A 22,395-nucleotide genomic window follows, 5' to 3' on the forward strand; every position below is an offset into this window, starting at 1 on the left:
ATGAGGTCCGCTACGTTGTAGGCACTATGAATACCGCTGCGTTGACCATGTACACCACCTCATGGTGTGGCTATTGCTCTCGCCTGAAGACCGCCCTCAAGGCCGAAGGCATCGCCTGGACCGAGATCGATATCGAGGGCGATCCCGCCGCAGCGGAGTTCGTCGGTTCGGTCAACGGCGGTAACCACGTGGTGCCGACGGTCAAGTTCGCCGACGGGTCGACCCTGACCAACCCGAACATCAAGCAGGTCAAGGCAAAACTGGGCTGATCGCGCGCTTGTCGGTGTATCGAACTAGTGTTCGATACATGAACGGCAACCTCGACACGATCGATGCACTTCGGGCCGAGTTCGACGCGGTCAACGCCGAGATCGACGCACTGTCATCCGAACCGTCCAGGCTGCGCGATGCGTGGCACCTGATGACGCTGTGTGACCGTGCCCGCGATATCGCGCGCGAGTACGAGCTGCGGGTACGCGGTCGGGCTGGTCAGCCGGCCGCGGCCCACGACTCGATGATCTCCCGGGCGATCGAGATGGATCCGGGCAGCAACAGCCGCGACGGTGAGTCGCTGTTCCAGTCGCCGTGTTCGAGTGCTTCGCGCACCTGCGCGCGGGTGAACCACTCGGCCTCGGCGATCTCACCGTCGTTGAACGAGAACGGCTGGTCGGGGTCGCCGATGGCATGAAAACCCACCATCAGCGAGCGCGGGAACGGCCACGGCTGGCTGCCGAGGTAGTGGATATCGCGCACAGTGAGCCCGATCTCCTCGGCGATCTCGCGCTCCACGCACGACTCGAACGACTCCCCCGCCTCCACGAAGCCGGCCAGTAGCGAGAACAACCGTTCCGGCCAGACGGTCTGGCGGGCAAGCACCGCCCGGTCGTGGCCGTCGTGCACCAGGCAGATGATCGCCGGATCGATACGGGGAAACTCCTCATGCCCGTTGACCGGGTTGATGCGGGCCCACCCGGCCTTGATCGTCTTGGTCGGTGAGCCGTCCACCGGGCTGAACCGAGCGGCGTCATGCCAGTTCAGCAGTGCCGTGGCGGTGGCCACCAGCTGTGCGCTGGCATCGTCGAAGATCGGTCCGGCGCGGCGCAGATCGAGCACCTCGGTCTCGACGGAGTCGTCCTCCGGGGCTTCCAGGGCGCCACGGATCGCCCAGACATGCCGGCCGTCGGCCAGCGTGCCCAGGAACACCGCGTGGTCCGGCGGGGTGTCACCGAGAGCGGTCGTCTTGCTCAGCACCACACTGCTGCCGGAGATCAAGACCTGGTTGCGCCGGTCGACATGCAACACGGCGGCGTCGGGCCAGCCGGCGATCGCGGCATCGATATCGGTGCGGACCTGGTCGTCACGGTCGGCGCCGATGCGGGACAGCAGCGGGACGTTGCGCAGCGTGAACGCGCTCATCGGTTACTCCTTCGACCGGATGTAGAGCAGGCGGTCGGTCGGCTCGAGGGCGTCGACACGTTCGTCGTCCACACGCAGCAACTGCCCGTCGCGCACCACACCCAACACGATGTCGGCCAGATGGCGCGGTGAACCGCCCTCCTCCTTGGGCTCGACGGGCCGTTCGGCAACCGCGAACCCGGCATCGGGAGTGAGCAGGTCCTCCATCATCTCCACCACGCTCGGCGTCTGCGTGGCGATCCCCAGCAGCCGACCCGCGGTCTCGGAGGTGACGACGGTCGTGTCTGCGCCGGATTGGCGCAGCAGATGCTGGTTCTCGGCCTCCCGCACCGCGGCGATGATCTTCGCGTTGGGGGCGAGTTCGCGTGCCGTGAGCGTGACGAGCACCGCGGTGTCATCCCGGTTGGCGGCGACGATGATCGACTTGGCGTGCTGGGCGCTTGCCAGCCGCAACACCTCCGAGTCGGTGGCACTACCGCGCACGGTGACGAGCCCGGCGCTCTTGGCCCGCTCCAGCGCGGCCGGGTCGTCGTCGACCACGACGATGTCCCCGGGCGCCACGTCATCGCCGATCATCGCGGAAACCGCAGTCCGGCCCTTCGTTCCGTAGCCGACGACGATGGTGTGGTTGCGCACGGATCTCCTCCATCGTTGGATCTTCAGTGCCTGGCGCGACTGGGTGGTCAAGGTCTCGACGGTGGTCCCGATGAGCACGATCAGAAACGCCACGCGCAGCGGCGTGATCACCAGAACGTTGACCAGGCGCGCGGATTCGGTATAGGGCGTGATGTCGCCGTAGCCGGTGGTGGACAGCGACACGGTGGCGTAGTAGATGCAGTCCAGCAGGGACAGCGGGTCGCTTTCCTCCGGGGTGGCCGCGACATCGCGGTAGCCGTGCCGGTCGATGTAGACGATGAGCACCGCCGCGACCAGAGCGGACAGCGCCCAGATGACCCGCATGAAGATTCGGCGACCCGGACTGACGAACTTCTCCGGGATGTTGAGGATTTCGACGAGGTCGGCGTCCGGGCGAGAAGTCAGGTTCTGGTCGACCGCCTCCAGCCGCCGACGCAACCTACCTTTGGCCACGGTTCACCGATTGGCGTGAGCTGGGCACGTCACAATGTAACCATGACTTCCATTTCCTCGGCCGTTCGACAGTCATCCAACCAGTCCCGTGCTCGCTTCATGGGTGGCTGGCTGGTGGGCATGGGCATCCTGCACTTCGTCGCGCCCAAGCCCTTCGACACGATCGTCCCGGAGGAACTTCCTGGTAGCGCGCGGTTTTACACCTACGCCTCCGGTGTTGCGGAGGCCGGGGCAGGCGCACTGCTGCTCGCACCGCGCACCCGCAAGCTCGGTGCGCTCGCTTCGATCGCGTTGTTCGTCGGTGTGTTCCCGGCCAACGTGAACATGGTCCGGCTGTGGAAGGACAAGCCGCTGCCGATGCGCATCGGCGCGGTGGCCCGGTTGCCGTTGCAGGTACCGATGATCACGCAGGCGTGGAAGATCTACCGCAATTCGTGACTGTCACGAGGTCAGCTCCTCCTGCGCCAGCAGCGCGGCCAGTTCATCGGGCCCGGGGAGTTCGTCGGGCCGCACGGTGACACCGCTACGCACGTAGTGGAACGCCGCCCGCACCGAGTCCAGCGGACGGCCGGACATCCCCGCCCACGCCAGCCGGTACACCGCGAGCTGGACCGCGGCCGCCCGCTGAGCTTCGGGGGTGCTCGGCGGGTCACCGGTCTTCCAGTCGACCACGATCTGCGCGCCGTCCACGTCGTCGAACACGGCATCGACACGTCCGCGCACCACCGTCGTGCCGATCATCATGTCGAACGGCACCTCGACGTCGATGGGGGTGCGCGCCGCCCACGCCGATGACGCGAACGCGGCCTGCAACCCGGCCAGTTCCTCGGCGTGCGCCCGCCCGGTGTCCCCATCGACGGCACCGGGCAGATCATCCAGGTCGAACAGCCGCTCGGCGTGGAAGAAGCGCTGCACCCAGTCATGAAATGCGGTGCCCAACAAGGCATGCGGGTCGGGCCGGACCGGCAGCCTGCGCCGCAACAGCTGCGCGGCGGCCGCCCTGTCCTTACCCAGTTCGACCAGCATGCTGACCGACAGTTGCGCGGGCAGCGTCACCGCCTCCGGCGCACCGGCCCTGGCCCGTTCGGCCAACAACGCGTCGACATCGGCGGCCCAGTTCTCCGCATCGGCGGCGCTGACATCCGCCGAGGAATCGGCTCGGCGCACAAGTTCGGCGCCACGGTCGAGCACCTCACGCCGCGCCGGCTCAGCCGGCCACACCGCCTCGACGACCGTGTCACGCAACGGGTTCGGGTCCCCTTCGGCCGGATCAGGGGCCCAGTGGTCGATGACCCCGCAGGGATCACCGGAGGCCGCCGAAGCGTCGATGATGCCCCGCAGCTCCAGGAGGAATTCCGATGGCCCGCGTGGCTTCGACTCGGTGGGCCCCCAATGGTGGCCGGACACCAACAGCGTGTGTTCGCAGCGGGTGAGTGCCACGTACAGCAGCCGGCGCTCCTCATCCACCCGCCGCTGCGCCAGATGGTCCTTGTGCGCGGCGATCCTGTCGGACAGGGCTTTCCGGTCGAAGACGTCGGTGGTGTCCAGTACCGGCACACCGTGCTGCGACTCGGTGGCCCGATCGCCGCGCAGCAGCGGCGGTAGGTCGCCGGCATCGGTGAGCCAGGTTCGCGCCATGGCGGTGGACGGGAACACCCGGGCGCTCAGATGAGGCACGGCGACCACCTGCCATTCCAGGCCCTTGGCCGCGTGCACGGTGAGAATCTGGACCCGGTCGGCGGCGACGGTGACTTCGGCCGGCGCCAAACCGTTCTCGATGTCGGCAGCCACCTCCAGATAGGCCAGCAACCCGTCCGGGGAAGCCTCGGCGCGATCGGCGAAATCGGCGACGATGTCACCGAAAGCGTCGAGATGTTCGGTGCCGCCCCAGCCGGCAGCCACCGGCCGGGCGGCCCTGGCCTCGGCGTCGACCCCGAGCACCCGGCGGATCTCGGCGATCAGATCGGGCAGCGGATGTGCCAGATGGGCGCGCAGGACCGTCAACTCGCGGCCGAGCGCGACGATGCGCGCGTAACCCTGCGCCGAGTAACGGCCCTGCGCTCCCGGGTCGCAGATCGCGTCGGCGAGGCAGGCCGCGTCGGCATCCGGCGCGGCGGCGGCGACGATCTGCGCGGTGCTGCCCACCGCCGCCGGCCCGTCCAACTCCACCGCTCGCTGCCACAGGGCCGCGATATCGCGGGCGCCCAGACGCCAGCGCGGTCCGGCCAACACCCGCATCGCGGCCGCCCCGGCCGTCGGGTCGGCGATCAGCCGCAGCATGGCGACCACGTCGGCGACCTCGGGGATGGCCAGCAGCCCGGCCACACCGACGACCTCGACGGGGACGCCGCGCGCGGTCAGCGCGTCGGCCATCGGGGCGGCATCGGCATTGCGGCGCACCAGCACTGCCGTGCTGGGCGGGGTGGGGCCGGCCAGGTAACGCCGTGCGATCTCGTCGGCCACCCAGTTCCGTTCGGCCACCACATCGGTGAGCAGTGCGCAGCGGATATCGCCGCGCTCGGCATCGGGACGCGGCAGCAGCTCCCGCACGCTGACCGAGCGGCGCCGGGCCTCCGCGGACACCGCGTTGGCCAGATGCAGTGCCTGCGGCGGATTGCGCCAGCTGGTCCGCAGCTCCAGGGTGGGTGCCGGCGTCCCGTCCGAGAGCGGGAAATCGGTGGCGAACCGGGGCAGATTGGTGGCCGAGGCACCGCGCCAGCCGTAGATGGACTGAATGGGATCTCCCACCGCGGTGAGCGCCAGGCCGTCGTCGATGCCGCCGCCGAACAACGACGACAGGGCGATCCGTTGCGCGTGACCGGTGTCCTGGTATTCGTCGAGCAACACCACCCGATAGCGTTGCCGCAGCTGCTCTCCCACCCGTGGCGCTGCCACGGCCAAGCGGGCCGCCGCCGACATCTGTGCGCCGAAGTCCATCACTTTTGCCGCGCGCATGCGGCGGTGCAGTTCGTCGACGAGCGGGACCAACTGGGTGCGTTCGGTCTGGGTGTCCAACAACTTCAGCAGCCATTGACTGGGGCCGCGGTCGCGCTGGTTGGCGCCCGCGGGCAGATTCAGGATGAGCCGCTCCAACTCGATATGGGTGTCGGTCAGCGCAGCGGTGTCCACCAGATGCTCCGAGAGCGCCCCCGCCAGCCGCAATACCTGACCGGTGACCGCGGCCGGGGACTTGTCGGTGTCCAGTGTCCGGGGATGCTCACACACCACCTGGAAGGCCAGCTGCCACAGCTCGGTCGCCCCGATCAGCCGGGTGTCGGGTTCCACCGGCAGCAACAGGCCGTGTTCGCGCAGCAGGGAACCGGCGAACGCGTGGTAGGTGCTGATGGTCGGGGGCTCGTCGGCCCGGAGTTCCGGGCACAGCCCGGAGCCGGCGAGTCTGGCCAGCCTGGCGCGGACCCGGCGCAGCAGCTGGCCGGCGGCCTTGCGGGTGAAGGTCAGCCCGAGCACCTCGGCCGGCGCGGCGTAACCGTTGGCGACCAGCCACACCACCCGCGCGGCCATCGTCTCGGTCTTGCCCGCACCCGCGCCGGCGATCACCACCACCGGCCCCGGGGGCGCGGCGATGACGGCCGCCTGCTCGTCGGTCGGCGCGAAAAGACCCAGTGCATCGGCGAGTTCGGCCGGGCTGTACCTGGTGCTGATCACTGCTCCTCCCCACGCTGGTGCGCCGGACACATCGCGCGCACAGGGCAGTGCCCGCAATTGTCGTTCACCCGGGCGACGAAGGCGGGCCCCTGGGTGGCCCCGGCCGCGGCGGCGACCTGTTCGCGCCACCGGGCCACGGCCTCCGGTGTCAGCGCGTCCTGGTGGCGTTCGGTCGCCCCGCCGGCACTGGGCTTGCCGGGGTACACCAGCACACCGCCACCGGGTTCGTCGCCGTGTGGCAGCACACCTTCGGCGACGGCGAGTTGGTAGAGGGCCAGCTGGGCGTGGCGCTGGGCGTCGTCCTTGGTGACCGGGCTCTTCCCGGTCTTGACGTCGACGATCACCAGCCGGTCGGCGTTGTCGCGCTCCAGACGGTCGATGCGGCCCCGCACCCGGACCCCGGGGGCGACCATGCCGTCGACCGCGACCTCGGTGCCCACCTCGGTCAGCTGGTGACGGGTGAGTTCGCGCCATTGCGCGAACGCGGTGAGCATGGCGCCGTGGCGGGCCAGTTCGTTGTCGGCGTACCACCGGGATTCGAACGGCAGGGCCCCCCAGATGCTCTCCAGTTCGGCCAGCAGTTGGTTCTCGGTCTTGGTCGAGTCGGCGACCAGGGCGTGTATCAGGGACCCGACCGCCGAGCGGACATCGCGGCTGTCGCCTGCGCCGTGGCGTTCCAGCAGCCAGCGCAGGGGGCATTCGGACAGGGTCTGCACGGTCGACGGCGACACGGTCACCACGTGCTCATCGCCCGACCACAGCGGCTCGCTGGTGGACGGCGCCGTCCTGCCGTACCAGGATGCCGGGTCCGCGCCGGCCACCCCGGCTTCGGCCAGCCGGGCCAATTGTGCCGCCGCACAGGCACGTACCTCGTCGCCGAGCTCTCCTTCCGGGGCGCACACCACGGCCCGCAGTCGGCCCACCAGCGCCGCGGGGGTCAGGATCCGCGGGGCGACGACGGGAGCGGGGTCGCTTACCTGCGCGTCGGTGGCCAGATCGGCCAGTTCGGCGCAGAACGGTGACGGCAGCATCGCGGCGTCACCGGCATCGCTGTCGACGGCCGTCACCAGCAGCCGGCTACGGGCCCGACCCATTGCGGCGATGAGCAGGCGTCGTTCCTCGGCCACCAGCGGCGCCCGGACCGACACCGGCTGGCCGGGCTCGGTCACCCCGTCCAGAATATCGACCAGGTGCTGGGTGGCCAGCACGCCGCCGCGCGGAACGGTGTTGGGCCACAACCCTTCCTGTACACCGGCGATGACCACGAAGTCCCAGTCCCGGTCCAGTACCGCGTGCGCGCTACACACCGCAACCGCCTCGCCGCGAGGCGTGCGATCGGCGGTCACCGGCAGGCTCAAACCGTCGACGTGATCGAGTAGACCCGTCAGCGTCGCCCCGGTGGTCCGGGTGACGTACTGCTCGGCCACCTCGAACAGGGTGGTGACGGCGTCCAGATCACGCTCGGCGGCCGCTCCCGCGGCGCCGCCGCGCTCGGCGGCCGTCACCCAGCGGCGCTGCAGTCCGCTGCGGTGCCAGGCCTGCCACAGCGTGGCGCGGGGATCTTCCCCCGCGCGGTGGCTGCGCTGCGCGGCGCGCAGCACGGTGCCGACCCGCTGCAGGCTGCGGCCGTGTTCGGGGGCCAGTCCGTCGGGCACGTGCCGCACGGCTTCGGCGAGGAGTTCGGGGAACTCGCGCTGATGGTTGTCGAGACGGCGCAGTGTCCGGCGCAGCTGGCGCAGGGACACCGGGTCGATCCGGCCGATCGGACCCGTGACCAGGTCGAGCACCGCGTCACCCGGCATATCGCCGGCGGCGGCAGCGAGCACGGTGAGCAGGGCATGCACAGCGGGCTGGCGGGCCAGGATCGGTTCGGCGGCGGGCAGGTCCACCGGGACACCGGCGGCGGCCAGGGCCCGCCCCAGCGCGGCGCCGGCCCGCGGCACCGACCGCACGATCACCGCCATCTGCGACCACGGCACCCCGTCGACCAGGTGGGCACGCCGCAACGCGTCGGCGACCAGGGTGGCCTCGGCGTGCGCCGAGGCCGCGATGCGCACCGAGACCGACCCGGGATCCTCGGTGGCACTGGTGAATTCGCCGAACCCCTCGGCAGCGGGCAGCCTGCGGGCGATGCCGGAGATCGCGGTGGCCACGGCCACCGAGCAACGATGCGAGGCGGTCAGCGTGACCGCGGGGGTGTCGGTGCGCAACAACGCGGGGTCGGCACCGCGATACCCGAAGACCGCCTGGTTGGGATCACCGGCGATGACCGTGAGCCCGGCACCTGCCGAGAGCACCCGCACCAGCAGCGCGGCCTGCGGGTCGAAGTGCTGGGCATCGTCGACCAGCAGAAGCTGGACGCGGGCGCGTTCAGCCGCCAGCAGGTCGGGATCGGTGGCCAGCGCGTCCAGGGCCGCCCCGACGAGTTCGGCGGCGCCCAGGGCCGGCACGGTGGCCTGCGGGGCCGCCATCCCGACCGCGGCGCGCAACAACATGACCTGCTCGTACACCTGCGCGAAGCGACCCGCCGCCTGCCATTCCGCGCGGCCGGACATCCTGCCGAGGCGTTGGAGCGCCACTGGGTCGACCCCGCGTTCGGCGCAGCGCGCCATCAGATCACGCAGTTCGGAGGCGAAGCCCGCGGTGCTCAGTGCGGGATGCAGCGCCGACGGCCACATACCGGCACCGTCTTCGAGATCACCGGCGAGCAGCTCGCGGATGATGCCGTCCTGCTCGGCGCCGGTGATCAGGCGCGGGGGCGGGTCGCCGTTGCGCTGGGCGGCCAACCGCAGCACCGCGAAGGCGTAGGAATGCACGGTACGCACCAGCGGTTCCCGGACCACGCCGGCTCCGCTGCGCAGCAGGGTGGCGGTGATCTCGGCCCTGGCGGCCGCACCGAGGCGCGCCGACCCGGTGAGCAGCAGCACCGATTCGGTCGGGGCACCGGCGGCGATGTGCGCAGCGGCCGTGTCGGTGAGCAGCCGGGACTTGCCGGTGCCGGGACCGCCGAGAACCCGCACGGTGCCGCGCAGACCGGAGTCGGCCAACGCGCCGGGGCTCAGCGCAGTCCTCGATGCGGTCATGGCGACATGTCATCACGGGGGTACGACAAGTCCGGCCGAGCGAATGTAGCGTCACCCACGTGCTGCACACCTATCGCTACGGCCCCGACAAGCCCGTCCAGGTCCTGGCCATCCACGGACTGACCGGACACGGCAGGCGGTGGGAGAAACTGGCCACCGCGCATCTGCCCGAGGTGTCCATCCTGGCTCCCGATCTGATCGGGCACGGCCGGTCGAGCTGGGCGGCGCCGTGGACCATCGAGGCCAACGTGGCGGCGCTGGCCGACGTGCTGGACGCCGAGGCTTCCGGGCCGGTGCTGGTGGCCGGCCACTCGTTCGGCGGGGCGGTGGCGCTGACACTGGCCGCGACCCGCCCCGATCTGGTGGCCGGGCTGGTACTGCTCGATCCGGCGGTCGCGCTGGACGGCGGCTGGATGCGCGATATCGCCGATGCGATGCTGTCCTCCCCCGACTACCCGGATCGAGACGAGGCTCGCGCGGACAAGCTGTCCGGCTCATGGGGCGAGGTCGCCGCCGCCGACCCCGCCGAACTCGAGCGTGAACTCGACGAGCATCTGATCACGCTACCCAACGGCCGGCTGGGCTGGCGGATCAGCGTTCCGGCCACGATGTCGTACTGGAGTGAGCTGACCCGCCCGATCGCACTGCCCGCCAACGTCATTCCGGTCACCTTGATTCGCGCCACCCGGACTTCGCCGCCGTATGTCAGCGCCGAACTGATCGGCGCTCTGCAGGCGGCGCTGGGCGACCGGTTCGTCCTGACCGATCTGGATTGCGATCACATGGTGAGCCAGGCACTCCCGGCCGAGATCGCCGCCATCATCCGCGGTCAGCTGGGCTGAGATGGCGCGCGTCACCGAGGAGCAGGTGGAGGCGGTGCGCGCGCTGGTGGCCGCGATACCGGCCGGCCGGGTGAGCACCTACGGTGATATCGCCGCGGAGGCCGGTCTGTCCAGCCCCCGGATCGTCGGCTGGGTGATGCGCACCGATTCCTCAGACCTTCCGTGGCACAGGGTGATTCCCGCATCCGGGCGACCCGCCCCGCATCTGGCGGCCCGGCAACTCGAACGACTTCGGGCCGAAGGGGTGCTTGCCGCCGATGGGCGGGTGCCGCTACGCGAGTACCGTCACGCGTTCGCGTAGAAGTCCAGGTGGGCCCGGGCGGCCGCCTCCCAGGTCATCGAGGCCGCCAGTTCCCGGCCGGGCGTGGGGTCGGCGTGTTCGGCAAGGGCCGCAACCATTTCCGCGGCGAATCCGGACATATCGGCAGCAAAGCGCACCGTGTCGCCGAACACCTCCCGCAGCACCGGCAGATCACGGGTCACCACCGGCCGCCCGGCCGCCAGCGCCTCCATCGCGGCCAATCCGAATCCCTCCTTGGTGGACGGGAAGGCGAACACGTCGCACCCGGCGACCAGTGCCGGCAGATCATCGTCGGCGATGGCACCGAGGATGACCGGGTCGACATCGAGCTCGGCACAGGCCGTGTCGAAGGCGGCCCGGTAGTCGCGGTAGTCGAACAGCGTCTCACCGCCCGCGATCACCAGGGCCAGTTCGGGGTGCTGTTGTCGCAGAAGGTGATAGGCGCGCACCAGATCCACGGTGCCCTTGCGCGGTTCGATACCACCGACGGTCAGGATGTAGCCGCCCAGCTCGTCCCGCCAACGGGATTGTCCCTCGGTGTCCGCGGCCGCGTCGATGAATCGTTGTGCGTCAACACCATTGGGTATCACGACGGGGTCGAATCCCCAGCCGGCACGTACCTCGGCCGCCACCGCGGCGGACACGCAGATACGGGCGTACGGCTCGACGATCGCCTTCTCGTGGCATTCCGCGAGCACCGGGGTGGTGAACTGGTCGAGGTGGTGGATGGTGCGGATGCAGGCGCCGACGGCGTTGGCGCTGATGCAATCCTGCGCATGCACGATGTCGTAGTCGCCCGGGGTGAACGCACGCCCGAGTACCTCGATCGACCTGACGATACGATCGGTGACGGTGTCTCCCGCATGGTCGGTGAACTCCACCAGCCGGACCGTCACGGCCGGGTCGACGTCGCGGAAGAAGCCCCGGTCCCCGGCACGGGCCAGCGACCACACTGTCACCTCGGCGCCCAGCCGCGCCAGCGCCTCGGCGAGATAGAGCGTATGCACCACTCCCCCACGGGGTTTGGTGGAGTACGTCAGCAGGGCGATCCGCATGTCAGCCCCGCACCGACTTGACACGATACGTCTCCGGGCGCCGTTCGGCGAGGTGGTTCAACACCCTTCTGGCGCGTGAGATCTCGGCTTCGACATCGATCTCGACCTTGGCCATCCCGCCCTTGGACCGCGTGGTGGCCAGGATGTCCCCGCCCGGTCCGACCACCTTGGCCTGCCCGAGGAAGCGCAGGTTGCCCATCACGCCGGTCTGATTGGAGGACACCAGGACCACCTGGTTCTCCGCCGCCCGGGCGCAGTCGTAGAGGTCGAACAGCCGTGACTGCCGATCGGCGGGCAGCCGGGATGCGCGGTCGGTGATGCTCGCGGGCCAGGCCGACAGCGCAGCGATGATGTGCGCACCGTCGAGCGCCAGCGCCCGGGCGGCCTCGGGGAAGGTCTTGTCGTAGTCGATGAGCATGCCGACCCGCCCGACGGGTGTGTCGAACGCCGCGAACGTGTCACCGGCCAGATAGGTCAGCGCCTCACCGGCGGGCTGGTGCACCTTGCGGTAGGCACCGAGCACGCCGTCGCCGGACACGCAGATCGAGGCGTTGTACCGGCCCCCGCCCGGTGCGGCCTCGGCGTAGCCGACACACACGGTCATCGGGCCCGCCGCGGCGATCACGGCGGCGATCTCGGGGCCGTCGGGATCCAGTGCCGGCGGCGGGTCGTCGGGGTCGGGCGCGGCGAAATCACCGATATAGCCCCCGAGGCAGGCATCCGGCAGCACCAAGAGGTCGACCCCGTCACGGGCCGCCGATTCGACGATGCCGACGACCTTGGACACGCCGCGATCCACATCGCGGCCGAAATGAGCGGCAACGGCTCCCAGCGTGACTGTCGCCATGGCTCCCCTCAAGCCGCTCCGAGACCGGTGACCGACGACGTCAGTGCCGTCGTCGTCACCCCGTCAGGCCAGCGTAGGCGCACTCCCGGCGCTCTGGTGAGCGACCCGCAGGCGGCGGTGACCACCCCCGGTGGTGTCGGCACAGACTCGAGGGCACCCGCGGTGAGCATCGCGTAGCCGGGAAAACAGGTCAGCCACGAACCCATCGCAGCGCCGGCGGGACGCGGCACCGCGGCGACGTCCAATTCCGCTCCGGTGCCGCCCGCTTCGGCCAGCATGCCCAAGGTGCCGACGACGCCGGCCATGCTGACATCCTTGGCCGCGGCGGGGCGCATCGCGGCGACGAGTCCGGTCATCGCACGCAGGTCGGTACCGTCCCGTCCGCTTGTCGAATCCCATTGCCGGCCGGTATATCCGGGCCGCCAGCCACCGGTGAGATCGGCGGTGAGCGCGATGGCGTCACCGGCGCGCCCGCCGCCGCCGGGCACGGGTGTGCGGGTGCGGCCCAGTGCGGTCACAGCCAGGGCAGCGGGCACGCCGAGTTGGGTGTGCCCGCCGAGCACCGGCACGTTCCAGGCGTGCGACGCCGCGGCGATGCCGCGGATGATCCGATCCAGCAGGGCCCGGGTGGGGGCACCGACCGCGTCCAGCAGCCCCACCGGTGCGGCCCCCATCGCGGCCAGGTCGTTGACATTCACCAGCACCGAGCACCAGCCCGCCCATTCGGGGTCGCGTTCGACCATGGACGCAATGATGGCGTCGCAGGCGGCCACGAGATCGGTGCCCGGGACCGGCGCCCCGTCGTCGCCGACGAACCCGACCGGGCCGAGTGCGCCGTCCGCGGCCCGCAGCGGAGCCAGCGCCGGCCCGAGAAACGTCTTGGTGGCCGCGGCCAGGGCCCGGAAGGGATTGAGCGGCCAGCGGACCGCCGCGTGCGGCCGGCCGGCGACCTCGGTGTCGCCCAGGGTCTGCCAGCCGAGTGCGTCGAACAGCGGCAGATAACGCGGTTGCACGGTGGCTTCGAAGCGCAGTACGCCCGCTGACTCGGCGTATGCGCAGGCGGCCTGGATCAGCGCCGGCCCGACACCACGGGGCCCGCCGCGTTCGGCGACCAGCCGGCTGCCGGTCCACCAGCCCAGGTCCACCGCACCCACGGGTGCCAACCGGACTCCCCCGAGGACTCGCCCGTCGGGCCCGGTGGCGACCAACACCACGGTGCGGGGATCGTCATCGATATCGTCACGGTCGCTGTGGGCGAACAGGCCCTGCTCGAGGACGAAGGCGTCGCGGCGCAGCCGGTGATACCCGTCGAGCTCGTCACCCACGGCCGGGTGGATGAGAAACGGTGCAGGCGGACGTGTTCCGGCGAGAATGGACAGCTCCGAGGGCACCGGGCTGGCATCGAATCTGATCATCAGGCCCCCAGGCTTTGCAGTACCGAGCAGGCTCCGCAGGCCGCGCACCCGGCCCGCTGGTCGGTCCCGGCCATCCCCGCCATCGCCAGCGCCGCGGCGACCTCGCGGGAGACCTTCTCCACCAGAGCCGAGTCCGGGGCGGCGGCAGCATCGACGTCGACGGCCAACGAGCCGGGCTGCGGCCGGTAGGGCACCACGAACGGGTACACACCCATCTCGATCAGTTCGGTTGCACCGGCGACGAGTTCGTCCGGATTCTCGCCCAGTCCGACGAGCAGGTACGTGGAGACCTGGTTGCGGCCGAACACCCGCACCGCCTCACGCCACGCGGCCCGATAGCTGTCCATCGGCACCGTGGCCTTGCCGGGCATCCAGCGCCGTCGCACCTCCTCGTCGAGCGATTCGACATGGATACCGATGGCGTCCGCGCCCGCCTCCCGCAGTTCGGTGAGTACCGCCAGGTCGGCGGGTGGCTCGCACTGCACCTGGATGGGCAGGTTCGGCACGACGGCCTTGACGGCCCGCACGCAGCGGGCCAGATGTCGTGCACCGCGGTCGGTTCCGGCCGAGGTGCCGGTGGTCATCACCATCTGGGTGACGCCGTCGAGCCGGACGGCGGCCTCGGCCACTTCGGCGAGTTCGGCCGGCCGCTTGACCGCCGTGGTGGCGCCGCTGCGCAGCGACTCCTCGATGGTGCAGAACCGGCAGCGCTGGTCCTCCCCGTAGCGGATACAGGTCTGCACCACGGTGGTGGCCAGCACGTTACGACCGTGCAGCCGGGCCAGTTTCTCGTAAGGCACCCCGTCGGAGGTGCTCAGGTCGTAGAACCTGGGCCGGTCGACGACCTCGACGTCCAACCCGGTGTCCTCGCCGTCGAGCAGCACCCGGGTGCCGTCGAACACGAACGGACTCTGCGGATTTCGCGGAATGGCCGCGTTGAGGCCGTCGATGACGAGGTGGCCGTCGGCGCTCGGGCCGGCGCCCGCGGTACGGCTGACCGGTGGACGGCCGCGGAAACCCAGCAGGGCCAGGTCAACTCGCGTGGATACAGACACAACAACTCCCTAGATCGCGACGGCGTCGGTATGGAAGGTGCGGCGGCGAACCTTGCTGCTGATGATGGTGTCGGCGACGTGTTTGGCGTCGCGGTCGATGCCCAGAAAACGGCCGGATCCCCAGGTGTGCATCCACGGTAGCCCGATGAAGCTCAGCCCGTCGACGTTGGTGATCCCGCGGGTCTGCATCGGCCGGCCGCCGCCGTCGAAGGCGCTGGCCTCGATCCAGCGGTAGTCGGGCCGATAGCCGATGGCCCACACGATGCTGGTGACGCCGGCTTCGGCCAGATCCAGTGCGGTGGGTTCGGTTTCGGGTAACCACACCGGCTGGTAACGGGACGGCGGTGGCGCGTCGATTCCCGCTCCGTCGATGTAGCGGTCGATATCGGAGCAGATCGAGTTGTACACCGCATCCGCGTGGTCCAGCGCCTCGCCGAGGGTGGGCTCGAACCGCAACCACGAGTCCTTCCCGTCGGCCAGCGTGCCGTAGAGCTTCATCCCCTCGGCGGCGAACTGGCGCAGGTCGACATCACGTCCACCGTCACGGCCGGTGACGTAGTGGTTGGTCTTCTCGATGGCGGCCTTACCACCCGGGTACTGCTGGGCAGGCTTGTCGTAGAGCCCCATATCCGCCAGCCAGGTCATGCAGTCCCGGCCCCGGTAGAACCGGGCGACGCGTGGCGCGCTGCCGACGGCCAGGTGCACCTGTCGGCCTGCCAGATGGAGATCCTCGGCGATCTGGGCGCCGGACTGTCCGGTGCCGACCACCAGGACCGCACCGTCGGGCAACTGGGCGGCGTTACGGTACAACTCGGAATGGATCTGAGTGATACCGGCGTCCAATGTGCTTGCGTACGGGGGTATCACGGGAAGTGGATAGCCGCCGGTGGCGATGACGGCCTGGTCGCAGGTCAGCGTCTCCCGCCCGTCCAGGGTGAGCTCGAATCCGCCCTCGGCGCGGTTGGCCAGCCGGGTGACCCTGGTATGCGTGCGCAGCGGCGGCTCGAACGTGTCCAGCCAGCCCGCCAGCCAGTCCACCACCTCGTCGCGGGTCATGAAGCCGTCCGGATCCGGTCCGGCATAGGCGTACCCGGGTAGCCGGCAGTGCCAGTTGGGCGTGACCAGAGTGAAGTTGTCCCAGCGGGTGTCAGCCCAGGCATGCGCCGGGGTTTGGGCCTCCAGCACGACGTGCTCGACGCCCATGCGGCCCAGGTACCAGCTGACCGACAGCCCGGCCTGCCCGCCGCCGATGATCGCGACCGGGATGTGCGTGGTGGTCATGACTGCTCCAGTGCGGGATGCATGCCGGTGATCTGGATGAGCGCCTGTTGCGGGAATCGGGCCGCGGCGCCGGCGATCCGCTCCGTGGTGTCGGCGGCCGAGGTGCAGGCGAACCCGAACTTGGCCCGCACCCGCTCACTGGCCTCGGCCAGTCCTCGGGTGGACCGGTCCACGAACTCGCCGACGGTGTAATGCGTTCCGGTGCACAGATAGTCGTGCATGACCAGGCTCGGCGAGTAGCACCGCTGGGTGCTGCCGTCGGGCCAGCGCACCTCGAAGGTCATCTCAGGCATGAGCCAGCTCCCGCCACTTCGCCTCGCGCATGGCGTCGGTATCGGTGAGCGGGCCGTACACGTCGGGCCTGCGGTCGCGCAGATGGAACATCCCGGCGCGCATGGTGCGGAACGTGTCGTCGATGTCGACCTCGGCCACGGCCATCCCGCTGCCGAGAAGTGTGGTGGCCAAGATGTTTCCGCCGGGATCCACGACCTTGGCATTGCCGACGTAGCGCAGCGAGCCGAAGGTTCCGCTCTGATTGGAGGCGATCCAGAACACCTGGTTGTCCAGTGCACGAGCGGTGTCGAAGAGGTTGAACCGGTAGGTCCACCGGTCGTCCTGCAGGTTCTCCGCGGTGGCGGTGCGCGCCGCGGGCCAGGCCGACAGGCTGGCGATGATCTGCGCGCCGCCCAGGGCCATCATCCGGGCGGCTTCGGGAAAGGCCTTGTCGTAGCAGATCTGCAGGCCGACACGGCCGACCGGGGTGTCGAACACCCCGTATCCGGATCCCGCGGAATAGGACATGCCCTCACCGAGTGGCTGGTGCACCTTGCGGTAGGTGCCGTACACGGTGTCGCCGTCCAGCACCGCGGCGGTGTTGTAGCGTGTCTCGCCGTCGTCGTCCAGTTCGCAGAAGCCGATGGCGATCACCAGGTCACCGACGATCTGCTGAACCCTGGCGATCTCCGGTCCGTCCAGCCGAATGGCCGGTGGCAGTGAGCGTTTGGTGTTCTTGACGGTGTCGCCGTGGTTGCCCAGCGAGGACAGGTAGCCGCCGATGGCGGCCTCCGGGAACACCAGGAAGTCGACGCCCTTGGTACGGGCCTCCTCGGTGAGCGCCGCGATGAGCGCGTAGTTCTGTTCCAGGTCCCGGGTGAAGTTGGCCGAGACGGCGGCAAGTGTGGTCATGACGATGCGCCCCTAGACCATGTAGGTCGAGTTGATGATGGCGCCCTTGCGGGCGTAGTAGATGAGCGCATCCTGGACATCGAGCGGATGTGCCGGGATCACGCCTTCGATGAGGTCCTCCTCGCGCCCACCGTGCAGGGCGAGCCCGAACCTGCAGGCGAACACGGTGCCGCCCTCCTTGATGAAGGTCGCCAAGGCGTCGTTGATGTTCTGCTCGCCGGGGAAGCCGGAGTCACCGGTCTTCGGAAAGCCTCGGGTGGCAAGGCAATTGATGGCGCCGGGGCCGTAGAAATAGATCGCCGACTCGAAGCCCTTGCGCAGCGCCCGGGTGGCCTGCAGCACCGCCACGAAGGAGACGGAGGATTCGTGGGCGATACCGTGCACGAGGGTGAAGTAGCTCTCGCCCTCCTCGGCCTGGTAGTCGGGGAAGATCTTGGTGCCGCCGTAGATGTTCGACCCCTTGGGGAGCGACGGGTGCGGGATCTCGGCCAACGAGGTGGCGATGTTCTCGGCGATGGATGCGTCAAATGCCATGAAGGACTCCAAGTTTGGGTGTTGTTGGGGTGCTTCCAATTACAGGCGCCCACCATTACCGACTGGTTAGGGATGGAATACATCTGCATTGCGCGCACCTCACCGCCGCAATGGCGGCGTAACACACCGATGCCGGAACAGCGAGCATCGTCGACTGCCGAGATCGACAAAATGGTGGAGTGTTCCTGGCACTTTCGCGCCCGTTTGTTCAATTGGGCGCGGGTGAGGGGAAGGTTAGAGCGCCAGGCGGACCAGCGCCGCGGTGCGGGCGAGGCCCGGGAATGCCGCCGCGGTCGCCCGTGGGTGCAGCGCGTGCACGGCGAGCCGGAACATCAGTGCGCGCAGCAGCATCTGCGGCCACTCCGGCAGCGGACTCCAGCGCTCGACCAGACCGTCGTCGGCGTCACCCCACGCCAGTGCATCGACGACGACGACGCCGGCCGCCCATACCGAGGGCCGCCAGTACGGGGTGATATCGGTGATACCGGGCGCGGCGGCACCGGCGAAGAGCACGGTGCCGTACAGATCGCCGTGCACCAGCTGGCTGGGGCTTCGGGTCGGCTTGCGCAGCGAGGCCAGCTGATTGATCAGTTCGATCGATTTCTGCCCGTCCGCCGAACCCGGTGAAACCCGCGCTCCCGGGGGCAAGGCGTGCAGCGGCCGGTCTTCCCACGCGGCACGGTCGGCGGCGATGAACACGTCGACATCGGACCACGGCGCCACCGGCGGCTGGGTGAGGAATCGCGGCCGCTCGAGCTTGGCCGTCGCTTCGTGCAGCCGCACGGCCGCCGAGACCACCTCATCGTGCCGTGGTTCCGGAGTGCCCGCGACGAAGGTGTCGGCACGCCACCCGGCCACGACATAACGGCCGTCGGTGGAACGGACGGGCCGGGCCAGCCGGATCCCGTCGGCGAACAACGTCTCGCGGATCTTCGCCGACCAGGCGGCGCGCGCGTGGTCGGCGACCATCGAGAGCACCACTTCGCCGCAGCGCCAGCCGCCCTCCCAACTGGAGCCGAGCGGGACGGGGCTCAACCCCGCCAGTCCGAACGCCGCCAACACATGATCCGGTGGCAGTTCGTCAGTCACGCACGTCAGCCTAAGCGGTGCCTGCGTCACAGAGCGCTCAGTACATCACCATGTCGGGCTCGAGTTGCTTCGCCCAAGCCACGATTCCGCCCTGTAGATGCAGCGCATCGGCGAAACCGGCCTTCTTCACGGCGGCCAGCGCCTCGGCCGAACGCACCCCGGTCTTGCAGTACAACACCGGGGTCCGGTCCTGCGGCAGCTGAGCCAGACCGCCGCCGGCCTCCAGCGCCGATTTCGGGATCAGCTCGGCGCCCTCGATGTGGTTGATCTCCCACTCGACCGGTTCGCGGACATCGATCAGGGCGACCGGCTTGCCCGAATCCAGCAGCTCACGCAGTTCGCGCGGGGTCACCGTGGAACCCGCCGCGGCGTCGGCAGCGGCATCCGAAATCACGCCGCAGAAGGCCTCGTAATCGATCAGTTCGGTGATCTTCGGCGTCGACGGATCCTTGCGGATCTTGATGGTGCGGTACGTCATGTCCAACGCGTCGTACACCATCAGCCGGCCCAGCAGGGTCTCGCCGATTCCGGTGATCAGCTTGATGGCCTCCGTTCCCATCACCGAGGCGATGGACGCGCACAGGATGCCCAGCACGCCACCTTCGGCGCAGGAGGGCACCATGCCCGGCGGCGGCGGCTCCGGGTACAGGTCGCGGTAGTTGAGGCCCAACCCGTCGGGGGCGTCTTCCCAGAACACCGAGACCTGGCCCTCGAACCGGTAGATCGAACCCCACACGTACGGCTTGTGTGCCAGCACGGCGGCATCGTTGACCAGGTAGCGCGTCGCGAAGTTGTCGGTGCCGTCGAGGATCAGGTCGTACTGCTCGAAAAGGTCCACCGCGTTGTCAGGCTCCAGGCGCAGCTCGTGCAGCACCACGTTCACCAGCGGGTTGACCTCGAGCACGGAGTCGCGCGCGCTCTGCGCCTTGGACCGGCCGATATCGGATTGGCCGTGGATGATCTGTCGTTGCAGGTTCGATTCGTCGACCACGTCGAACTCGACGATCCCGATGGTGCCGACGCCGGCCGCAGCCAGGTACAGCAGCGTCGGAGATCCCAACCCGCCGGCCCCGATGACCAGCACTTTGGCATTCTTGAGACGCTTCTGACCGTCCACCCCGAGGTCCGGGATGATCAGGTGACGGCTGTATCTGGAAACCTCGTCCCGGGTCAGTTCGGCGGCTGGTTCCACAAGCGGTGGTAACGACGTCACCGTGGCTCTCCTTGACTCGATCGCAATGCTGGCGTCAATCTCACCAGGCCCACAGCTTCAACGGTAATCCAGGGGTAAACCTTCCCCTGCCGCGCCGTCAGGCGATCGGATACGGCCAGGAGTTGAACTTGCAGGTGAGTCCGTTGGGCTTCACCGATTCGGGGTCGAATTTGGCGGCATCGTCGTTGTCGGTGGAGAAGGTCTGCTGCATCATCACCGGGGCCAGCGCGCCGTTCTCCGGGCACGGTTCGTGCTTCGGGTAGCCGATCGCGTGGCCCACCTCATGGTTGATCAGGTACTGCCGGTACGAGCCGATATCGCCCTGGAACGGCACCGCACCGCGCACCCAGCGGGCCTCGTTGACGAACACCCGCGGCTGATTCTCCGCGTACGCCGGGTTGTAGCAGGACGCCTCCAGCGGGATGTCGTACCCGCAGCCCTCCCGCACCGTCAGCGGCGAGGTCAGCGACACCCGGAAATCCGGCTGGGCGTCACCGTCGACACGTTCGAAGGCGAACTGGGGGTTGTGCCGCCAACTCTTCGGGTTGGCCAGGGTCTCGCTGACCATGCGGGCGAAGCCGTCGTCGCCGCCGAAGGATGTGGTGTCCACGCCGTCCTCGACCTCGACGGTGTAGCGGAAGGTCTTGGTGTCCCCCGTGCCCACCTTGGGGGTGGTGCCGGGAACCACATGCCAAGTCTTGGCGCCCGACTCGGTGAACGGGCCACCGTCGGGCAGGATGCCGGTCGGCAGGTTCGCGTCGAACTGGGTGAGGCCCTTGGGCGGCGCCCCGATGATGGCGGTGCCGGCAGCGTTGAGGGTGGGCGGACCCTGGATCGGGCCGTCGGCCTTGGCCGGCATGGGTGCACTCGTTCCGGTGACGGTCTGGTACAGCACCACGACGGTGAGTACGGCCAGCACCGGCAGTGCGTAGGCCCGCCATCCGTAGGTGGACACGAACCGGCCCAGCCACGTCTGCTTGCGCAGATTCCGACGGTCCTCGCGGTTGGAGCGGGGCCGGCCCTGGTCGTCGGCCAGCGGGTCGCGCTGGGCGCGCAGCGGCTCGCGCCGGTCACTGCGCAGCACGGGAACATTCCCCAGGTCGCTCCGCTCCTCCCCGAGGGGCGCACGGTCGCTTGCGCGACGCCCCGGGTCGTAGGTCACCGCACCAGGATTACACAGACCGTGACGTGCGCAGGTCCGGCGCGCCACCGTCACAGGGACCTGCGACGGGGCCTACCTCACGGTGCGGTAGTAATGTCGTGACGATCAACACATGGGCACATGCCCGCTAGCGCCCGAGTGCGCGTATGAGAGTTCAAGATTGAGGACCTGATGAGTGATCTCGCCAATGCCGCCGAACAAAGAGGCGCCAAGGCGGGCACCGGCGGCACCCGGCGCGGAAACCGGCTCCCGCGTGACGAACGCCGCGGGCAGCTTCTCATCGCCGCCAGCGAGGTGTTCGTCGACCGCGGCTACCACGCCGCAGGCATGGATGAGATCGCCGACCGGGCCGGTGTCAGCAAACCTGTGCTCTACCAACACTTTTCGTCCAAGCTGGAGCTGTATCTGGCGGTGCTGCAACGGCACGTGGACAATCTGGTGTCCGGTGTCCGGCAGGCGTTGCGGACCACCACCGACAACCGTCAGCGACTGCGTGCGGCCGTGCAGGCCTTCTTCGATTTCGTCGAACACGACAGCCAGGGCTACCGCCTCATCTTCGAGAACGACTACGTCACCGAGCCTCAGGTATCGGCCCAGGTACGGGTCGCCACCGAATCGTGCACCGACGCGGTGTTCGACCTGATCAGCCGCGATTCCGGGCTGGAGGCGCATCGAGCCAGGATGATCGCGGTCGGTCTGGTGTCCACGAGTGTGGACTGCGCGCGGTACTGGCTCGACAACGACCGCCCCATCACGAAAGAGGCGGCCGTCGAGGGCACGGTGCAGTTCGCCTGGGGCGGCCTGTCACACGTGCCGCTCACCCGTTCTTGACGGCCTCGGCTCCCACCGCGCCCACACCGAAGCCGACTCGGCGGGTATCGGCGGCGCCGATTTCCACGTAGGCGATTTTCGACGCCTGCACCAGGTAACGGCGCCCCTTTTCGTCGGTCAACGCAAGCACTCCGTCCGAACCCAACGCCTTGGTGATGAGTTCTTCGACCTCGCCTGGGGTCTGCGCGCTGTTGATGACCAGCTCTCGCGGGCTGTCGGCGACCCCGATCTTGACGTCCACGCTGCGACCCTTTCGGTTGGTGTGCCTTGCGTGCAATCAGGCTAGTGGACGCGGCCCGGGCCACGACGCCAAGGTCGGTACGCCGAGAGC

21 protein-coding genes are annotated in these 22,395 nt (G+C 69.2%); 5 read left to right on the plus strand and 16 right to left on the minus strand.

The annotated features are described in order from the left end of the window. The first annotated feature begins 26 nt into the window (after positions 1 to 26). On the plus strand, positions 27 to 269 hold the full coding sequence (mrx1, locus tag H7J86_RS07315) for a mycoredoxin Mrx1 (protein ID WP_267290192.1): 243 nt from the start codon (positions 27 to 29) through the stop codon (positions 267 to 269). A 220-nt stretch (positions 270 to 489) separates the two neighbouring features. Here mrx1 and nudC read toward each other — a convergent pair whose 3' ends face one another. Next, positions 490 to 1,416: an NAD(+) diphosphatase gene (gene nudC / locus H7J86_RS07320; RefSeq protein WP_090355601.1), complete on the minus strand. Its 927-nt coding sequence runs from the start codon at positions 1,414 to 1,416 to the stop codon at positions 490 to 492. Positions 1,417 to 1,419: 3 nt separating this feature from the next. Further along, the gene (locus H7J86_RS07325) at positions 1,420 to 2,505 is read right to left on the minus strand and encodes a potassium channel family protein (RefSeq protein WP_090355604.1); all 1,086 of its coding nucleotides are present in this window, start codon (positions 2,503 to 2,505) and stop codon (positions 1,420 to 1,422) included. A 42-nt stretch (positions 2,506 to 2,547) separates the two neighbouring features. On the opposite strand from H7J86_RS07325, the gene H7J86_RS07330 reads away from it, so the two are divergent. Then, the gene (locus H7J86_RS07330; RefSeq protein ID WP_267290194.1) at positions 2,548 to 2,943 is read left to right on the plus strand and encodes a DoxX family protein; all 396 of its coding nucleotides are present in this window, start codon (positions 2,548 to 2,550) and stop codon (positions 2,941 to 2,943) included. A 3-nt stretch (positions 2,944 to 2,946) separates the two neighbouring features. Here H7J86_RS07330 and H7J86_RS07335 read toward each other — a convergent pair whose 3' ends face one another. Next, positions 2,947 to 6,168, minus strand: a complete 3,222-nt coding sequence (locus H7J86_RS07335) for an ATP-dependent helicase (RefSeq protein WP_267290624.1) — start codon at positions 6,166 to 6,168, stop codon at positions 2,947 to 2,949. Beyond that, entirely contained in the window at positions 6,168 to 9,254 is a 3,087-nt protein-coding gene (locus H7J86_RS07340) for an ATP-dependent DNA helicase (protein ID WP_267290196.1), read from the minus strand. The genes H7J86_RS07335 and H7J86_RS07340 overlap by 1 nt, the downstream gene beginning before the upstream one ends. A gap of 59 nt (positions 9,255 to 9,313) precedes the next feature. On the opposite strand from H7J86_RS07340, the gene H7J86_RS07345 reads away from it, so the two are divergent. Further along, positions 9,314 to 10,096 carry an alpha/beta fold hydrolase gene (locus tag H7J86_RS07345; protein WP_308204827.1) on the plus strand — a complete coding sequence of 261 codons (783 nt, stop codon included), beginning with the start codon at positions 9,314 to 9,316 and terminating at the stop codon, positions 10,094 to 10,096. Between the two features lies 1 nt (position 10,097). Then, positions 10,098 to 10,397 carry an MGMT family protein gene (locus H7J86_RS07350; protein ID WP_090355613.1) on the plus strand — a complete coding sequence of 100 codons (300 nt, stop codon included), beginning with the start codon at positions 10,098 to 10,100 and terminating at the stop codon, positions 10,395 to 10,397. Here the strand turns inward: H7J86_RS07350 and H7J86_RS07355 are convergent. From H7J86_RS07355 to H7J86_RS07405, 11 genes are all read right to left on the minus strand, one after another. Further along, a complete protein-coding gene (locus H7J86_RS07355; RefSeq protein ID WP_187098666.1) occupies positions 10,382 to 11,452 on the minus strand; it encodes an MSMEG_0565 family glycosyltransferase in 1,071 nt (356 codons plus the stop codon). The two genes, H7J86_RS07350 and H7J86_RS07355, sit on opposite strands and share 16 nt — an antisense overlap. 1 nt (position 11,453) lies before the next feature. Next, on the minus strand, positions 11,454 to 12,299 hold the full coding sequence (locus tag H7J86_RS07360) for a carbon-nitrogen hydrolase family protein (protein WP_090355619.1): 846 nt from the start codon (positions 12,297 to 12,299) through the stop codon (positions 11,454 to 11,456). 8 nt (positions 12,300 to 12,307) lie between these two features. Next, positions 12,308 to 13,714: an MSMEG_0567/sll0787 family protein gene (locus tag H7J86_RS07365; protein ID WP_267290200.1), complete on the minus strand. Its 1,407-nt coding sequence runs from the start codon at positions 13,712 to 13,714 to the stop codon at positions 12,308 to 12,310. Next, on the minus strand, positions 13,714 to 14,769 hold the full coding sequence (locus tag H7J86_RS07370) for an MSMEG_0568 family radical SAM protein (protein ID WP_090355624.1): 1,056 nt from the start codon (positions 14,767 to 14,769) through the stop codon (positions 13,714 to 13,716). The genes H7J86_RS07365 and H7J86_RS07370 overlap by 1 nt, the downstream gene beginning before the upstream one ends. 9 nt (positions 14,770 to 14,778) lie before the next feature. Beyond that, a complete protein-coding gene (locus H7J86_RS07375) occupies positions 14,779 to 16,050 on the minus strand; it encodes an MSMEG_0569 family flavin-dependent oxidoreductase (RefSeq protein WP_187098663.1) in 1,272 nt (423 codons plus the stop codon). Then, a complete protein-coding gene (locus H7J86_RS07380; RefSeq protein WP_167157606.1) occupies positions 16,047 to 16,343 on the minus strand; it encodes an MSMEG_0570 family nitrogen starvation response protein in 297 nt (98 codons plus the stop codon). Before H7J86_RS07380 ends, H7J86_RS07375 begins: the two co-directional genes overlap by 4 nt. After that, complete coding sequence (locus H7J86_RS07385) at positions 16,336 to 17,235, minus strand: carbon-nitrogen hydrolase family protein (RefSeq protein WP_187098662.1); 900 nt, start codon at positions 17,233 to 17,235, stop codon at positions 16,336 to 16,338. The genes H7J86_RS07380 and H7J86_RS07385 overlap by 8 nt, the downstream gene beginning before the upstream one ends. Positions 17,236 to 17,247: 12 nt before the next feature. Beyond that, positions 17,248 to 17,769 carry an MSMEG_0572/Sll0783 family nitrogen starvation response protein gene (locus tag H7J86_RS07390; RefSeq protein ID WP_090355635.1) on the minus strand — a complete coding sequence of 174 codons (522 nt, stop codon included), beginning with the start codon at positions 17,767 to 17,769 and terminating at the stop codon, positions 17,248 to 17,250. Between the two features lie 234 nt (positions 17,770 to 18,003). Further along, on the minus strand, positions 18,004 to 18,858 hold the full coding sequence (locus H7J86_RS07395; protein ID WP_090355638.1) for a TIGR02569 family protein: 855 nt from the start codon (positions 18,856 to 18,858) through the stop codon (positions 18,004 to 18,006). Positions 18,859 to 18,895: 37 nt separating this feature from the next. Beyond that, entirely contained in the window at positions 18,896 to 20,071 is a 1,176-nt protein-coding gene (moeZ, locus tag H7J86_RS07400; protein ID WP_267290202.1) for an adenylyltransferase/sulfurtransferase MoeZ, read from the minus strand. 97 nt (positions 20,072 to 20,168) lie between these two features. After that, on the minus strand, positions 20,169 to 21,233 hold the full coding sequence (locus tag H7J86_RS07405) for a DUF3152 domain-containing protein (RefSeq protein ID WP_372517227.1): 1,065 nt from the start codon (positions 21,231 to 21,233) through the stop codon (positions 20,169 to 20,171). Positions 21,234 to 21,404: 171 nt separating this feature from the next. Here H7J86_RS07405 and fasR point away from each other — a divergent pair, with 171 nt between their 5' ends. Continuing rightward, positions 21,405 to 22,064, plus strand: a complete 660-nt coding sequence (gene fasR, locus H7J86_RS07410) for an HTH-type transcriptional activator FasR (protein ID WP_090355646.1) — start codon at positions 21,405 to 21,407, stop codon at positions 22,062 to 22,064. On the opposite strand, the gene H7J86_RS07415 is transcribed toward fasR, so the two are convergent. Beyond that, positions 22,051 to 22,305 carry a DUF3107 domain-containing protein gene (locus H7J86_RS07415; RefSeq protein WP_090355649.1) on the minus strand — a complete coding sequence of 85 codons (255 nt, stop codon included), beginning with the start codon at positions 22,303 to 22,305 and terminating at the stop codon, positions 22,051 to 22,053. The two genes, fasR and H7J86_RS07415, sit on opposite strands and share 14 nt — an antisense overlap. Between the last annotated feature and the right edge of the window lie 90 nt (positions 22,306 to 22,395).

It is taken from the genome of Mycobacterium hackensackense (genome assembly GCF_025822555.1).
GTDB classification, from domain to species: Bacteria; Actinomycetota; Actinomycetes; order Mycobacteriales; family Mycobacteriaceae; genus Mycobacterium; species Mycobacterium fluoranthenivorans.

What these genes read in the sequence shown, in the direction of transcription:
- mrx1 (WP_267290192.1), top strand. Translation starts at nt 27, where the DNA reads ATGAATACCGCTGCGTTGACCATGTACACCACCTCATGGTGTGGCTAT.
- nudC (WP_090355601.1), bottom strand. Translation starts at nt 1,416, where the DNA reads ATGAGCGCGTTCACGCTGCGCAACGTCCCGCTGCTGTCCCGCATCGGC.
- H7J86_RS07330 (WP_267290194.1), top strand. Translation starts at nt 2,548, where the DNA reads ATGACTTCCATTTCCTCGGCCGTTCGACAGTCATCCAACCAGTCCCGT.
- H7J86_RS07340 (WP_267290196.1), bottom strand. Translation starts at nt 9,254, where the DNA reads ATGACCGCATCGAGGACTGCGCTGAGCCCCGGCGCGTTGGCCGACTCC.
- H7J86_RS07350 (WP_090355613.1), top strand. Translation starts at nt 10,098, where the DNA reads ATGGCGCGCGTCACCGAGGAGCAGGTGGAGGCGGTGCGCGCGCTGGTG.
- H7J86_RS07355 (WP_187098666.1), bottom strand. Translation starts at nt 11,452, where the DNA reads ATGCGGATCGCCCTGCTGACGTACTCCACCAAACCCCGTGGGGGAGTG.
- H7J86_RS07360 (WP_090355619.1), bottom strand. Translation starts at nt 12,299, where the DNA reads ATGGCGACAGTCACGCTGGGAGCCGTTGCCGCTCATTTCGGCCGCGAT.
- H7J86_RS07365 (WP_267290200.1), bottom strand. Translation starts at nt 13,714, where the DNA reads ATGATCAGATTCGATGCCAGCCCGGTGCCCTCGGAGCTGTCCATTCTC.
- H7J86_RS07375 (WP_187098663.1), bottom strand. Translation starts at nt 16,050, where the DNA reads ATGACCACCACGCACATCCCGGTCGCGATCATCGGCGGCGGGCAGGCC.
- H7J86_RS07380 (WP_167157606.1), bottom strand. Translation starts at nt 16,343, where the DNA reads ATGCCTGAGATGACCTTCGAGGTGCGCTGGCCCGACGGCAGCACCCAG.
- H7J86_RS07385 (WP_187098662.1), bottom strand. Translation starts at nt 17,235, where the DNA reads ATGACCACACTTGCCGCCGTCTCGGCCAACTTCACCCGGGACCTGGAA.
- H7J86_RS07390 (WP_090355635.1), bottom strand. Translation starts at nt 17,769, where the DNA reads ATGGCATTTGACGCATCCATCGCCGAGAACATCGCCACCTCGTTGGCC.
- fasR (WP_090355646.1), top strand. Translation starts at nt 21,405, where the DNA reads ATGAGTGATCTCGCCAATGCCGCCGAACAAAGAGGCGCCAAGGCGGGC.